This window comes from Zestomonas ipomoeae (genome assembly GCF_057128665.1).
On record NZ_JBSKHQ010000021.1, the window covers coordinates 76243 to 89698 of the forward strand.

Genomic DNA, 13456 nt, shown 5'->3' on the forward strand with positions numbered 1-13456 from the left:
GATTCCGATGGGAGTGCAAGCCGCCCACCATGGGCGTGGGCGGCCAAGGTGGCGCCGGAACTAGCGCTGCTGCTCGATCTGCGCCTGTTTGGCGCGCTTCACATAGTCCTGATAGGCCGGAACGGCGACGGCGGCGAGAATACCGACCACGAAGACCATGACGAACACGCCGACCGCGGCCACGAGCCAGGCAGAGCCGCCTTTCACATGTCCGTATTTGGCATTCCATCTGGCGTCGCCGGTGCAGAGGAACACGATGCCTTCGATCAGCGCGATCAGCCCCGGAATCCAGGTCCAGAAGAACAGCAGATACAACAGGCCCCACCATTGCCCGAGGTAGAAGCGATGGACGCCGAGCCCGCCGAGAAAGATCGCCAGCAGGCCAGCCGCGACTTTGCTCTTGGCGTTCAGGTTCTGATCGGCACCGCAATGGGAGCATGTCGCCACGCTGGCGGCGATGCGGGTGCCGCAGTGGCGACAGAAAACGGTTTCGGCTTCGAGGTTCGTGTGGGGAGTGAGGTAGGGCGTATTTTCCATGGTGTCCGCGTCCTTGTTGTGGGCGCGGCTACTCTACAAGGCGTTTCGCCATTGCTCCAGCGAGACTTCACGGGGCAACCAGCGGCCCTGGCCAGCGCAGCACGCCTCGCTCGACGAAACGCTGGGTGCCGAGCAGGCCACCGGCCAGTTTGCCCCGCAGCACGTAGGGCAGGGCCTGGCCGGGTTGGTGGGCGGCCAGGCCCCAGGCCTGGCGGGCTACGGAGAATGCCGAGAGAGTGACCGGCACGCTGAGCACGGTTTCGCCGAAGCGCGGGACCTCTCCGCTCTGGTCGCTGACGCCGCTGGCCAGGGGCTGGTCGTTGACCTCCAGCTCCAGGGCGATGCCACGGTAGTCGATGGCTTTGTCGTTGGGGTTTTGCACGCGCAACTTGAGGGCGAAGCGGATTTCCAGGCCCTCGCCTGGCAGTGGTTCCAGCCCGACCAGGTCGAACGTCGGTGGATCGGCGGGCGGCAGGGCGCTGCAGGCGCCCAGGCCGGCGAACAGGAGCAACAGGTAGATTCGGCGAACGGCAGGCATGGTCGGCTTCCGTTTTCGACGGGACTCTAGGTGGGACAGGTGCGCGCCGCAAATGCTCCGGCGCGCGTCCCGACGATCAGGGTGCCTGGCGCTCGTAGGCCCCCAGGTCGCATTGCGCCTGGCCATCGCCGTCGCCATCGCGGGGGCGTGGCGAGCGGCGCTGATCGTGACCGGCGCAGGAGCCTACGCCTGCATCCAGCGCCGGGCTGCCGGCAAGCAGTGCATGGGTCTGGGTCGGGCCGCCGTTGTCGGCCAGAGGGCCCAGTAGGGTGGTGAAGGTCGCTTCGTTCTCGATATACCGCTCGCCCGTGCAGGTGCCGGGTCCGCTACCCAGCAGCAGGCCGCGGGCACTGTAGCGAGCCTTGTCCCCCTGGTTCTTGCAGTTGCTCCATTGGCTGTCGTCGTCGACGGCGAGGTTGCCGGCGATCAGGCTGTTGCGCAGGAGCAGCGTGCCGTAGTTGTACAACCCACCGCCCCGGTTGCCGGCAATGGTCACGTTGATCAGCGTGGCGTCGGGCGTACCGGGAAAATAGGGATAGCTCGAGCCGTTGCTGAACACGCCACCGTAGTAGGACTCGAAGTTGTCGTTGTCGCTCAGGGTGCTGTTGCTCAGCTTGAGCACGCCCATGTTGGTGATGGCCGCCCCGCTGCCGGCGGAACCGTTGCCATTGAAGGTGCTGCGCGCGACATCGGCGATGCCCTGGTTGAACAGACCGCCGCCCATGCCGGTTTCATCGTCGTCGGAGGCGTAGTTGTTGCTCAGGGTGCACTCGCGCATCAGCAGGGTGCCGGCATTGAAAACCCCGCCGCCCTTACCCTGGAACGCTTCGCCGGCGCCTGAGCGGTTGTTGTGGATGTGCGTGCCGTAGAGGTTGAAATAGCCGAAGTTGGCGATGCCGCCTCCGGTGCCGGGATGGAACATGGCCGCCGATACATTGTTCTCGATACGGGAGAAGCGCACGGTGGTGGTGCCATGGTTCTCGATAGCGCCGCCGAAGAAGCTGGAACGGCCGTTGCGCAGGGTGACGCGCTCCAGCTGCAGGCTGGCCCCCGGAAGTATCTCGAAATGGCGGTCCAGGGCGGAGGCATCGATGACGGTGGTGTCCGCACCGGCACCGAGCACCGTCAGCGTGCTGCTGACGTCCAGGTCGCCGTTGCTGTTCGCGTCCTCGTCGAGGATCTCGTCGTCGTCGCCCCGAGGTGCCGGCAGGGTCAGGTGGTAGATGCCGGGCGGCAGGAAGATGCGGTGGCTGCCGCCGATGCGATTGGCGACCTGTACCGCGTCTCGCAGGGAGCAGAGCGCGTCGCACTTGCCGTCGAACTGGTCGCTGGTGGTGGTGACGTGGTAGTCGCTGGCGCTGGCGGCCAACGCGGGCAACGCCAGGGCTGTGGCCAGCAGGCGGGGCCTGGCGGGCGGCGGGACAGAGCGCATATCGGTTCCTTGTCGGCGCGTCGCCGAATCGAAGGCGCGGACACAGCGCTGCTTCCGCCGGCAGTGCGATGGCGGGCCATCGCGCAACGAACAGTGGACTGCTGCGCCCGGCGGCAGTTCGCGTTGCCGGCTGCCGCCCATCCGATGACGCTCAGTCGTATTCCGTCGGCTCGTGATCGCCGAGCAGGCGCCGCTGGCGCGGGGTGCAGGCCGCCAGTACCCGCGGGTCGAAGCGCCAGTCGAGGTAGGGCGAAAACTTCTGCGCGACCATGCGCCGGCCGTAGTGCACCTGCAGCAGGTAGCGGGTGCGATCCTTGCTCAGGTTGCGGCTGCCGGCATGCCAGAGCTCACTGCGAAACAGCACGGCATCGCCTGCCCGGCATAGAACCGGCTCAGGCTCGCGGCCCTGCCAGTGGGTTTCGCCAGGTTGCGGCGGACGCCCGGCGCGGTGACTGCCGGGGATGACCAGGGTAGGGCAGAGGTCGGCGTCGATGTCGTCGAGATACAGGTGCGCGGTGCAGATCTGCATGGGCAGCTCGAAGCCGGCGTCGGCCAGCAGCGCGGGGGGCAGCTCCATCACCAGATAGTCCAGGTGCAGGTCGGCACCGATGAAGCCGGGATGGCTGCGCCAGGCGGTCTGGCCGATGACATGGCAATCACTGCCCAGGCACGCCTCGGCCAGTTCGATCAGGCCGGGCGGATCGAGGTAGGGCAGCCACAGCGGGTCTCGGTTGAACACGCATTTGTAGTGGTCGACCAGTCCGGTGTAGTCCCAGTGTTGCGGGGTCAGGCAGTCGATGGTGCGCCGGGCCAGGGCCACCTGTCCGGCATCCAGCACGCCGGGCAGGTGCGCGAAGCCCTGCTCATGCATGGCGCGCAGGCGGTCGGCGGTCAGGCTGGAGGCGATCATGGCGGCGATCTCGTTGGGCAGTGTTGTCCTGTTGGTGCACGGGTAGGGCCCGAGTTCCCGTCAGGGCAGGGCGAAGCGCTGCTGTATCCGCTGATAGGTGCCGTCGGCCTGCATGTCCTTCAAGGCGCGGTCGAAGCGGTCGCGCAGCCCTTGCGAGCGAAAGCCGACGTACCACCAGAGTTCGTGCCCCTGCGGCAACGGCGTATAGACCACGTCGGCATCGGCGGCCCCGAATACCCGCGGGCTCTGTTCGCGCAGGCGCTGCCATTGCCACTTCAGCAGGGCGCCGTCGATCACGATGGCCTGGCACTGCTTCAGCAGCCAGTGCTCGACCTGGGTCTGCTGGGAGGAATACTCCACATAGCTGGAAAAGCCCTTGCTGGCCTCGGCGAAGCCGGTGCCGAGGTTGATTGCGGCGTTCTGCCAGGCGCAGACCGAGTGGCCCCGCAATTGCGACCACTGCCCGGAGAACAAGATGCCCTCCTGGCGGCGGGTCACCAGGTAGTTGCGGTACACCGTGAAGGGCCGTGAGTAGAACAGCTCCGGCTCGCTCGGCTGGACCTCCACCGCCACGTCGACCCGGCCTTGCTTGAGCTCGACTTCCATGCGCCGGTTCGAGGCGAACTGCGGCTCGAAGGCGACGCCCATGCGCGCGAAGGCTTCCCGTGCCAGTTCGACCGACACGCCGCTGCCCTGCTCGGCCATGACGAAGGGCGGGCGGGATTGGCCGAAGATCACTTTCAGCGGTTTCGCTTCCTCCGCTTGGCCGCCCAGGCAGAACAGGGCGGCCACTATCATCAGCGACTTGCGCATGGCCTCGACTTAGGGAAATCGCTCTTCAAGCGTAGGTGAATGGAAGTGCCCCTGCCTCGAAAAGGGCGGCGGCTCGCTCATCTATCAGCAGCGAAGCTGACACCTTGATGTCATTGTTCCGCAACGCAGGCCCCCCAAGCTGCGGCTTCCAACAACAAGGGGAGCCCTCCATGTACCAGACCGTTGCCGCCGTCGGCTTGTTGACCTTCAGCCTGACCCAGCTTGCCGCCGCCTCATCGAGCCTCCAGCTCACGCCCCTGGGCAGCTATGCCAGTGGATTGTTCGAGCAGTCAGCGGCGGAAATCGTCGCCCACGACCCGGCCAGCCAACGGCTGTTCGTGGTCAACGCGGCCAGCGGCCGGATCGACGTGCTGGACATTCGCGACCCGTCGCGCCCCGGACTGTTGTTCGAGGTCGATCTCTCCGGCCACGGCGGCGTGGTCAACAGCGTCGCCGTGCATGACGGGCTGATCGCCGCGGCGGTGGAGAACCCGGTGAAGACCGAGCCCGGTCGCGCGGTCTTCATGAACAGCGACGGCCAGGTGCTGGCCTCGGTGCAGGTCGGCGCGTTGCCCGACATGCTCACCTTCACTCCCGACGGCAAGCACGTGCTGGTGGCCAACGAAGGCGAGCCGAGCGACGACTACCAGACCGACCCGGAGGGCTCGGTGAGCATCATCGACCTGCCGCGCAGGATCGCCCGACTGACCCAGGCACATGTGCGCACTGCCGACTTCCGCGGATTCAGCCGCGCCGCGCTGGACCCCTCGGTGCGCATCTTCGGCCCCCATGCCAGCGTCGCCCAGGACCTGGAGCCGGAATACATCACCGTCTCCGAGAACTCCCGAGCCGCCTGGATCACTTTGCAGGAGAACAACGCCGTCGCCCTGCTGGATATCCAGCGCGGCACCATTCGCGCCATTCGCGGGCTCGGCTTCAAGGACCACAGCCAGCCTGGCAACGAACTGGACGCCAGCGACCGCGACGGGCAGATCGCCCTGCGCAACTGGCCGGTGCGCGGTCTGTACCAGCCGGATGCCATCGCCAGCTACCAGTACCGCGGGCGCACCTACCTGGTCACCGCCAACGAAGGCGACGCCCGCGACTACGCCGGCTACAGCGAAGAAGTGCGCGTCGGCGAGGCGGACTATGTGCTCGACCCCCAGCGCTTTCCCGACGCGGCGAGCCTCAAGCAGAAGCCCAACCTCGGCCGCCTCACCGTATCCCGTGCCAGTGGCTACAACCCGGACACCGGCACCTATGACGCGATCTACGCCTTCGGCGGGCGCTCCTTTTCCATCTGGTCGCAGAGCCTGGACCGGATCTTCGACAGCGGGGCCGACTTCGAACGCATCGTTGCCGCGGCCAACCCGGCTTACTTCAACTCCGACCACGCCCAAAACGCCTTCGACAACCGCAGCGACAACAAGGGCCCCGAGCCGGAAGGCGTGACCCTGGCCAAGCTGTGGGGCAAGACCTACGCCTTCATCGGTCTGGAGCGCGTCGGCGGTGTGATGGTCTACGACATCAGCCGGCCCCAGGCGCCGCAGTTCGTGCAGTACCTCAACAACCGCGACTTCCATGCCGCACCCGGTACCCCCGAGGCCGGCGACCTCGGCCCGGAAGGCTTGACGGTGATCGAAGCCCGCCACAGCCCCATCCCCGGCGTCCCGCTGCTGGTGGTGGGCAACGAAGTCAGCGGCACCACCACGCTGTTTCGCATCGACCGGCAGCGCTCGCCATCCAAGCCATAGGCAGGGGTAATGCAGAAGGCCAGTCGCAGGGACTGGCCTTCTTTCCTTCGTTCGCCTGCCTGCCTACCTGGCCGCCGGCAACTGCAGCTGAGCGAAGGGGACTGGCAGCACCAAGCGGCCATCCTCCGGCAGATTGGCACGGGTGACCGCGACCATCTTGCGAATGTCCTGCAGGCGCAGCGCATTCGGGTGGCGCGGATCGCCGCCGAAGAAATCTTCCCAGTGGCCGAGCACGGCCAGGCGCGGCTGCAGGCGCTTGAGCAGCACCTGCGGATAGGCCGGCGCCTGTTCCCAGGCCCCCACGCAGAGCACCGCCACATCCACGCGCTTGCCTTCCAGCTGCGGCGGCAGGCCCAGCGGCGGTCGGCTGGCGGCATCCTGGTAGTGGATGCGATAGCGCACCTCGCCGCGCTCATCCAGCAGGTCCACCAGCCAGGCCAGCGTCTGGCCTTCCTTCCAGCCCCACACGCTGCGAGGCAGCTCGGTGAGGTCGGCGTCGTAGCTGCCGGTGAGCAGCTTGATGCCGAACAGGTGCGGCGAATGCTCGCTGCGGATCGCCATGGCGCGGATATGCCGGTCCGGCGAATAGAGCCACTCGCCCTGGCGCGGCCCGTCGGCCATCACGGCCTCGGCATCGACGATGCGCTCGCGGTCGATCGCTGCGGCGAGGATATGGCCCATGGTCTTCGAGCCGTACACCTTCGCCTGCGGTGTGTGCCGCTGCAGGATATACGGCACGTCCAGCAGGTGGTCGTAGTGGGCGTGGCCCACCAGCAGCATGCTCACATCCTCGACCGGCGGCATCAGCTGGTCGATCTTCGCCGTATCCGCCTGCACCATCAAAGGCGGTTGGCCGAGCGTGGCCGGATTGCTGAACGACGGCGCGAACAGCAATGCCTCACCCTGCCAGCGCAGCAAATAGCCGCCCACCCCGAGGTACTGCATGCTCGGCGGCGCCACCTGGGTTTCCCGATACAACGGCAGGTCGGCGGGATTCCGCGCGCAGCCGGCAAGCAGCAACAGACACAAGAACAGAACGCGTGAAGGCATGGCTTTCTCCCCTGAACGGCCGCCACGCTAACGGTCGCCAGGGCAAAAGTCGCCAAACCAAGGGCTGGCGACGGCCTGGCATGGTTACGGCTGGTAGGTGCCGATCCACCAGGTATTGCCGGCCATATCCAGGAAGCCCGCCTGGCGCTCGTGGTACGGCTTGTCCTGCGGCTGCGCCAGCGGGCGCACGCCGAACTCCAGTGCGCGCCGGTAGGCCTCGTCCACGTCCTTCACATACACATAGAGCGACCCGATCCAGGCGGTAACACCGGGCGGCAACTCGCCGGCCTCGATCACCAGTACAGAATCGCCGATGCGCAACTCCACATGGCAGCTCTGCGGGCCCAGCTCATGCCGCTCGATTTCCTCGGCGTCGAACACCCGGCCGACCATTTCCAGCAGCTCCATGGGGCCGCACAGGTAGGGGCGCACGGCAGCGAAGCCTTGACGAACATGGGGGGAAGGGACGGACATCGGCAGGCCTCCTGGCTGGATGAAGGTGCGGGTAGCGCACCGCAGGCACAGCCATGGACCAGCAAAAGCAGCGCGGGTTCTGGCCGTGCCGCCCCGCGATCAAGCGGGGCGAGCCGGTGCCGTGCCGGCGTCGACCGCTCCCGTCGTCGCCGCATCGCGCTCGCACAGGCCGGCCAGCACGCGATCGGCGTTATCGCTGCAGTGCACGCCCTCGGGCTTGCTCTCGATGCCGGCAATGATCGCCAGCAGATGGGCCCGGTTCTGCGCCAGGCGTGCCTGCAACGCCTCGATCTCCTCGACCTTGCCCCGGAGCGCGGTCAGCAACTCGTCGTGCGGCCAGCTCTGCGCCACCGGGTCGGGCAGCAAGCGGCGGATCTCCTCCAGGGAAAAGCCGGCCTGCTGGGCCTGGGCGATGATGCCGAGGGTCTGCAGCGTTTGCTCCGGGTAGACCCGGTAGCCATTGGCTTGGCGCTGCGCGGCGATCAGCCCGCTGGCCTCGTAGAAGCGAATGCGTGAGGTGGCCAGCCCCGAGCGCCTGGCCAGTTCGCCGATTTTCATGAAATGCCTCGCTAAGGCTATTGACCTTAAAGTCGACTTTAACCTTAGGCTCCCTTCATCTGCCACCCCGGAGCCCGTCATGCTCAGCTTCCAGCCCCTGCAACTGCCCAACGGCACCCTGATCCCCAACCGCATCGCCAAGGCCTCCATGGAGGAAAACCTGGCAGCGGCCGACCAGGGTCCATCCGACCAGCTGCTGCGCCTCTACCAGGCCTGGGCCGAGGGCGGTGCCGGCCTGCTGCTGACCGGCAACGTGATGATCGACCGCCATGCCATGACCGGTCCCGGTGGCGTGGTGCTGGAAGACGACAGCCAGCTGCAGCGCTTCCGCGACTGGGCACGCATCGGTCGATCCCGGGGCGCACAGTTCTGGGTACAGCTCAATCACCCCGGCCGGCAGATGCAGGCCAACCTGGGCCAGCCGACCGTCGCCCCCTCGGCCGTCCCCCTGGCGCTGGGCGGCCTGTCCAGGCTGTTCCCCGTGCCCAAGGCGCTGGGCGAAGGCGAGATCGGCGAGCTGGTCCAGCGCTTCGTGCGCGCCGCCGAACTGGCCGAGCAGGCGGGTTTCACCGGCGTGCAGATCCACGCGGCGCATGGCTACCTGCTCAGCCAGTTCCTATCGCCGCTGACCAACCGGCGCACGGATGCCTGGGGCGGGCCCCTGGAAAACCGCGCGCGCCTATTGCTGGAGGTGGTCAAGGCGGTGCGTGCTCGCGTCTCGCCGGACTTCTGCGTGGCGGTCAAGCTCAACTCGGCGGACTTCCAGCGCGGTGGCTTCGATGCCCGCGATGCCAAGCAGGTGGTGCAGTGGCTCAACGAACTGGCGGTGGACCTGGTCGAACTGTCCGGCGGCAGCTACGAGGCGCCGGCGATGCAGGGCGACGCCCGTGACGGTCGAACCCTGGCCCGCGAGGCCTACTTCCTCGAATTCGCCGCGGAGATTGCCGTGGTAGCCCGCATGCCGCTGATGGTCACCGGCGGCGTGCGCCGCCTGGCCGTGGCGGAGCAGGTACTGGCCAGCGGCGTGGCCATGGTCGGCATTGCCACCGCTCTGGCCCTGGCGCCCGACCTGCCGTCCCGCTGGTATGCCGGCGAGCACCAGGCCAGCGCCGAGCTGCCGCCTATCCGCTGGAAGAACAAGGCCCTAGCCTCGTTGGCCTACATGTCCTCGGTGAAGTTCCAGCTGCGTCGCCTGGCCGGCGGCCGCCGCCCGCAGCCGCAGGTCTGGGCATGGCGTGCGCTGGTCGCCGAGCAACTGAAAACCGCCCGCAGGACCCGCCAATACAAGCGGCGCATGGCCGGCCTGGGGCGTTAGCCGGGGCGACTCAATCCCGCTCGGGCGCGCCGAGGGGAAACAGCGGCCGATAGGGGCGCGCCTCCTCAACCGCGCGGGCGAACGAGGGGCGCGCCAGCAGCCGCGCGCGATAGGCTTGCACGGTTGGATAGGCGTCGGCGATGCGGTGCGTCCAGTCCGCATAGAACAGCGCAGGCGCCGCCGCGCAGTCGGCGAGGGTGAAGTCATCCCCGGTCGACCACGTCCTGCCGGCCAGCTGCCCTTCCAGCCAGGCATAGGCACGCTCGAGCTTCTCCACCGCACTTGCCAGGCCCTCCTGGCGCTTCGCCGCATCCCCTGTCAGCGCACCGCCCACCGCGTGCTGCACCGGGCTCATCACATGCAGGTCGAAGAAGCGATCCAGGAAACGCACATCCAGCGCCGCCATCGGCTCCGCGGGCAGCAGACGCACCGGCCCGCCATGCGCCAGCTGCAGGTACTCGACGATGATGCTCGTCTCGGCAACGCTGCGTTCTCCCTCAACCAGCAATGGAAACCTGGCCAGCGGCCACAACCGCAACCACTCCGCCGAATGCTCCGGTGTCTGCGGCCCGATGCAGCGGAATTCGAACGGCAGATCGTTCTCATACAGCGCGATCAAGGCCTTTTGCGTATACGAAGAAAAGGGATGTCCGTAGAGCACGAGCGACATGGCGAGATCCTTTGGCTGGGGCGGCACCTGCATATGGTTCCGCTGTGCCTGCGCAAGGCTAGTCCTAGACAGAGATCGGCGCAGCAGCCGGATCAACACTCGGGCTCATGAACCGAGGCAATCGGGCAATCAACCGCCCAAGGTCCTGGTTATCGGTTCGGCATCAAAAAAGAAAAAACCCTGAAAATCTCATCGATCTTCAGGGGCTTGTTTGTTGGTTACCTCTTGGTTCGAGCTTCAAGGCCATTCATTGCGGGATGGCGAGCGACGTCGAGCCAAGTTGGGGGCCCTAGCCAAGCGACTCGGTAACCCGGTGGCGGCCCGCCTGGACCCGCAGGCTTATGCGGGCGACCGGCGTATCAGGCTAGGGGAGGGGATAACACCGAAGACCCTCAACAATGAGTTGGGTTATCTGCGATCCGTCTATAACGAGCTTCGCGGACTCGGGGTTATCACTTACCCAAATCCACTCGCCCTGGTGAAGCCGCTGAAGCTACAGGAACGAGAGCGTTCTTGGTTGACCAATGACCAGATTACCGAGCTGCTGGAGACTATCAGCACCCACTGCGATAACCCACACGTCGAGATAATCGTGCTGATCTGCTTGGCTACCGGTGCGCGCTGGTCGGAGGCTGAGAAACTGAAGCCGACCGGGCTTCGAAATGCGGTGATTACCTTCAGCGGGACCAAGAGCGGTAAGGTCCGATCAGTGCCGATCTCGGCTGAGCTGGAAGCCAAGATCGTTCGTCACTGGAAGCAACACGGCCAGCCAAGCTCGGCCATCACCTCATTTCGCCGAGCCCTGGCCAGGACGACCATCAAGCTGCCAAGAGGGCAGGCCGTCCATGCCTTGCGGCACACGTTCGCAAGTCACTTCATCCAGAACGGCGGCAACATCCTCACCCTGCAGAGAATCCTGGGTCACTCCAGCTTGGCTATGACTATGCGCTATGCTCACCTGGCACCGGACCATCTTGGGGATGCGATCAGGTTTGGGCCGTCGATCATAGGGTGCTAAACACTTGCTCATTTTTTAGGCATACTATCGGTATGAAAGCCAAGCAAACGACAGGCAAGTATCTGCTTGCTACCGAAAAAGACGCTGACTGCAAAGGGCAGTGGGTAAGAGTGCACGCTTTTACGCGAGTCAGCAGGCAGGCCTATAAGGCAGCGTTGCTTATGGCCAAGCAAAAGGCCTCCAAGAAAGAGCCTGTTTTTGACGCAGCGACTGCAGTTGAGATGCTGGAAAACCCACAGGCTCCTAATGCTGCGCTGCTCAGTCTCTTGGCCGCCGATTGACGGATGCGCTTCATCACTAGGCCTTTCGATAGGGACGTCGATAGAGCCGCATTTGATTGCGGTAAACATCCCTCCCTCAATACTTACATAGCCGATTACGCGGGTCAGGATGAGCGCCGGAACGTCTCAAGGACGTTCATGCTCGTTGATTCTGGGGTACTGCAGGGTTTTTATACCCTCGCTGCGACCGCTATCGATTTGGCAGATCTCTCCGAGCAGCAGCGCAAGGGGTTGCCGCGTTATCCGCTTCCCGCGATCCTGTTGAGTAGGCTGGCTGTAAGCAAAGATCACCAGCGACAGGGGCTAGGGCGGCGTCTGCTAAAAGACATTTTTATGCGTGTCAGCGCTATGTCAGAACTAGCAGGAGTGGCTTTTTTGGTAGTAGATGCCAAGGATGAAGAAGCTGCCGACTACTACAGATATCTTGGCTTCGTTGCGAGTCCATCAAATGGCCTTCGTCTGGCTATTCTCACCAAGACGGTTATCGACGCGGTACGCGTAGCTTCGGCTAAGCCGAGTGTCTGACTTCTCGTTTAAGGGCTCGACATTTTTTCGACACCCAAAGAAAAACCCCTGACTTTCTCTAGGAAATCAGGGGTTTATTTGGTGGAGCCGGGGGGATTTGAACCCCCGTCCGCCAGCTCTCCGCTATCGGTTCTACATGCTTAGCCAGCTCTACTGAGTTAACTCCGCGCCGCCCGAGTGGCAGGGTGCTTGGAGCGAGCTGTATGAGTTTTAGCCGTTACGTCTACAGCGAACTTGGCGGCGATCCTGTTCTATCTGACGGTCATTTCGGGTTTACAGGCATCCCCTAGTGACCGCTGGCGCCGAAGCGACCAGATGAAGGTTAGGCGGCTAGCGCGTACCCTTCGAAGTTGTCATCGTTGGCAACTATAAGTTTGCAACAGTGGATTTACGAGTTCTGTTACCAACTCGGCATGCCCCTCAAGTTTCGCTACCGGCGTCGAATCCTAATCGGCCCCAAAAGCTGGGTACTTGGATGGGTACTCGCGCAGTGTACGGCAAAGGCCGCCAGGCGTCGACCCGGTGTGGTGTTACCGGGAATTGCAAAGCGCAGCGGAGAAAGACAGCGACTGCTCTGGTCCGAGGGATAGGCGCCTGCTATATGATGTCGTCTATTGTTACCTACGAATCTATCAAGAGACGCCGCTATGCCGCGCTCGTCGCATTATCCCTTGCGCCAATGGATCTGGCGCGCTTTCGTGCAGAGTGCGCTGATTCCGCTGATCCTGGTCGAGACGGTTCTGATTGCAGCGTACCTGCTGGCCAACAGCGCCATTCGCGATGCCCAGATCGAACATTTGCAGCGCAGTGCCGTGCAGGACCTGGCCAATGCCGCGCAGCGCGAGGGGCAGGTGATCGACAGCCGCCTGCGCAGCATCGAGGTGCAGACCAAGGTCTTCCGCGACGCGGTTGGCGAGGCGCTGGAGAACGATCGCTTCGAGCCCGATGTCACCGAACGCCAGCGCCACCGGCTGAGTCCGGGCGGGGTGTACTACAGCTACCGGGACGAGGGCCGTGCGGCCTCGTTCTATTCCAGCAGCACGCCGCCCGGGCAGCAGGACCGCGAGAAGGCCCTGCGCCTGTCGCAGGTCGACCCGCTGATGCGCTCGATCCACGGCGCCAACCCGCTGGTCTCGGCGATCTACTTCAATAGCTGGGACAGCTACAACCGCATCTATCCGTTCTTCATGACCACCGAGCAGTATCCCCAGGACATGGTGATACCCGACTACAACTTCTATTACCTCGCCGACGGCGCCCACAACCCCGAGCGCAAGGTGGCCTGGACCGACGTCTACCTCGACCCGGCCGGGCAGGGATGGATGATGTCGTCGATCGCGCCGGTCTATCACGGCGATTTCCTCGAAGGTGTGGTGGGCCTGGATATCACCGTCGGCAAGATGCTCAGCGAGATCGGCGAATTGCAGGTCCCCTGGCAGGGTTATGCGGTGCTGGTCAGCCGCGATCACAGCATCATGGCGCTGCCGGAGGCCGGCGAGCAGGACTTTGTCGTGGTCAAGTTTTAGTGGACACCCGAATAGGGGATTTCAGGCGGTTGCCTTCTCGTACTCGACTGGAGGC

14 protein-coding genes, 1 other RNA gene and 1 pseudogene are annotated in these 13456 nt (G+C 64.8%); 6 read left to right on the forward strand and 10 right to left on the reverse strand.

Going from position 1 to position 13456, the window contains the following annotated elements; translation table 11 throughout:
* Nucleotides 1-60: 60 nt before the first annotated feature.
* The 5 genes from ACWKV7_RS19985 to ACWKV7_RS20005 form a co-directional block, all read right to left on the reverse strand.
* Nucleotides 61-537, reverse strand: a complete 477-nt coding sequence (locus ACWKV7_RS19985) for a zinc-ribbon domain and TM2 domain-containing protein (RefSeq protein ID WP_483859456.1) — start codon at nt 535-537, stop codon at nt 61-63.
* 67 nt (nt 538-604) lie between these two features.
* Complete coding sequence (locus ACWKV7_RS19990; RefSeq protein WP_483859457.1) at nt 605-1075, reverse strand: LEA/WHy family protein; 471 nt, start codon at nt 1073-1075, stop codon at nt 605-607.
* Between the two features lie 76 nt (nt 1076-1151).
* On the reverse strand, nt 1152-2507 hold the full coding sequence (locus tag ACWKV7_RS19995) for a choice-of-anchor Q domain-containing protein (RefSeq protein WP_483859458.1): 1356 nt from the start codon (nt 2505-2507) through the stop codon (nt 1152-1154).
* A gap of 151 nt (nt 2508-2658) precedes the next feature.
* Nucleotides 2659-3417 (reverse strand): phytanoyl-CoA dioxygenase family protein, encoded by a 759-nt coding sequence (locus ACWKV7_RS20000; RefSeq protein WP_483859459.1) that lies wholly within the window; start codon nt 3415-3417, stop codon nt 2659-2661.
* Between the two features lie 60 nt (nt 3418-3477).
* Nucleotides 3478-4230, reverse strand: a complete 753-nt coding sequence (locus ACWKV7_RS20005; RefSeq protein ID WP_483859460.1) for a substrate-binding periplasmic protein — start codon at nt 4228-4230, stop codon at nt 3478-3480.
* 170 nt (nt 4231-4400) lie between these two features.
* On the opposite strand from ACWKV7_RS20005, the gene ACWKV7_RS20010 reads away from it, so the two are divergent.
* Nucleotides 4401-5984 carry a choice-of-anchor I family protein gene (locus ACWKV7_RS20010; protein ID WP_483859461.1) on the forward strand — a complete coding sequence of 528 codons (1584 nt, stop codon included), beginning with the start codon at nt 4401-4403 and terminating at the stop codon, nt 5982-5984.
* Nucleotides 5985-6047: 63 nt separating this feature from the next.
* On the opposite strand, the gene ACWKV7_RS20015 is transcribed toward ACWKV7_RS20010, so the two are convergent.
* The 3 genes from ACWKV7_RS20015 to ACWKV7_RS20025 all read right to left on the reverse strand — a co-directional run bounded on the left by ACWKV7_RS20015 (nt 6048) and on the right by ACWKV7_RS20025 (nt 8066).
* Nucleotides 6048-7034 carry an MBL fold metallo-hydrolase gene (locus ACWKV7_RS20015; protein ID WP_483859462.1) on the reverse strand — a complete coding sequence of 329 codons (987 nt, stop codon included), beginning with the start codon at nt 7032-7034 and terminating at the stop codon, nt 6048-6050.
* 84 nt (nt 7035-7118) lie between these two features.
* Nucleotides 7119-7508 carry a VOC family protein gene (locus ACWKV7_RS20020; protein ID WP_483859463.1) on the reverse strand — a complete coding sequence of 130 codons (390 nt, stop codon included), beginning with the start codon at nt 7506-7508 and terminating at the stop codon, nt 7119-7121.
* Between the two features lie 99 nt (nt 7509-7607).
* Nucleotides 7608-8066 carry a MerR family transcriptional regulator gene (locus tag ACWKV7_RS20025; protein ID WP_483859464.1) on the reverse strand — a complete coding sequence of 153 codons (459 nt, stop codon included), beginning with the start codon at nt 8064-8066 and terminating at the stop codon, nt 7608-7610.
* A 79-nt stretch (nt 8067-8145) separates the two neighbouring features.
* On the opposite strand from ACWKV7_RS20025, the gene ACWKV7_RS20030 reads away from it, so the two are divergent.
* Nucleotides 8146-9381 carry an NADH:flavin oxidoreductase/NADH oxidase family protein gene (locus ACWKV7_RS20030; RefSeq protein WP_483859465.1) on the forward strand — a complete coding sequence of 412 codons (1236 nt, stop codon included), beginning with the start codon at nt 8146-8148 and terminating at the stop codon, nt 9379-9381.
* 10 nt (nt 9382-9391) lie between these two features.
* Here ACWKV7_RS20030 and ACWKV7_RS20035 read toward each other — a convergent pair whose 3' ends face one another.
* Nucleotides 9392-10051 carry a glutathione S-transferase family protein gene (locus ACWKV7_RS20035; protein ID WP_483859466.1) on the reverse strand — a complete coding sequence of 220 codons (660 nt, stop codon included), beginning with the start codon at nt 10049-10051 and terminating at the stop codon, nt 9392-9394.
* Nucleotides 10052-10262: 211 nt separating this feature from the next.
* Here ACWKV7_RS20035 and ACWKV7_RS20040 point away from each other — a divergent pair, with 211 nt between their 5' ends.
* The 3 genes from ACWKV7_RS20040 to ACWKV7_RS20050 all read left to right on the forward strand — a co-directional run bounded on the left by ACWKV7_RS20040 (nt 10263) and on the right by ACWKV7_RS20050 (nt 11875).
* Nucleotides 10263-11069 carry a phage integrase gene (locus ACWKV7_RS20040; protein ID WP_483859467.1) on the forward strand — a complete coding sequence of 269 codons (807 nt, stop codon included), beginning with the start codon at nt 10263-10265 and terminating at the stop codon, nt 11067-11069.
* Between the two features lie 32 nt (nt 11070-11101).
* Complete coding sequence (locus ACWKV7_RS20045; protein ID WP_483859468.1) at nt 11102-11350, forward strand: hypothetical protein; 249 nt, start codon at nt 11102-11104, stop codon at nt 11348-11350.
* 138 nt (nt 11351-11488) lie between these two features.
* Nucleotides 11489-11875 (forward strand): GNAT family N-acetyltransferase, encoded by a 387-nt coding sequence (locus ACWKV7_RS20050; protein WP_483859469.1) that lies wholly within the window; start codon nt 11489-11491, stop codon nt 11873-11875.
* Between the two features lie 79 nt (nt 11876-11954).
* Here ACWKV7_RS20050 and ssrA read toward each other — a convergent pair.
* Nucleotides 11955-12333, reverse strand: a transfer-messenger RNA (tmRNA) gene (gene ssrA, locus ACWKV7_RS20055).
* Between the two features lie 189 nt (nt 12334-12522).
* Between ssrA and ACWKV7_RS20060 the strand changes: the two are divergent.
* Nucleotides 12523-13383, forward strand: a pseudogene (locus tag ACWKV7_RS20060) (PDC sensor domain-containing protein); the annotation flags it as partial.
* Nucleotides 13384-13456 lie beyond the last annotated feature (73 nt).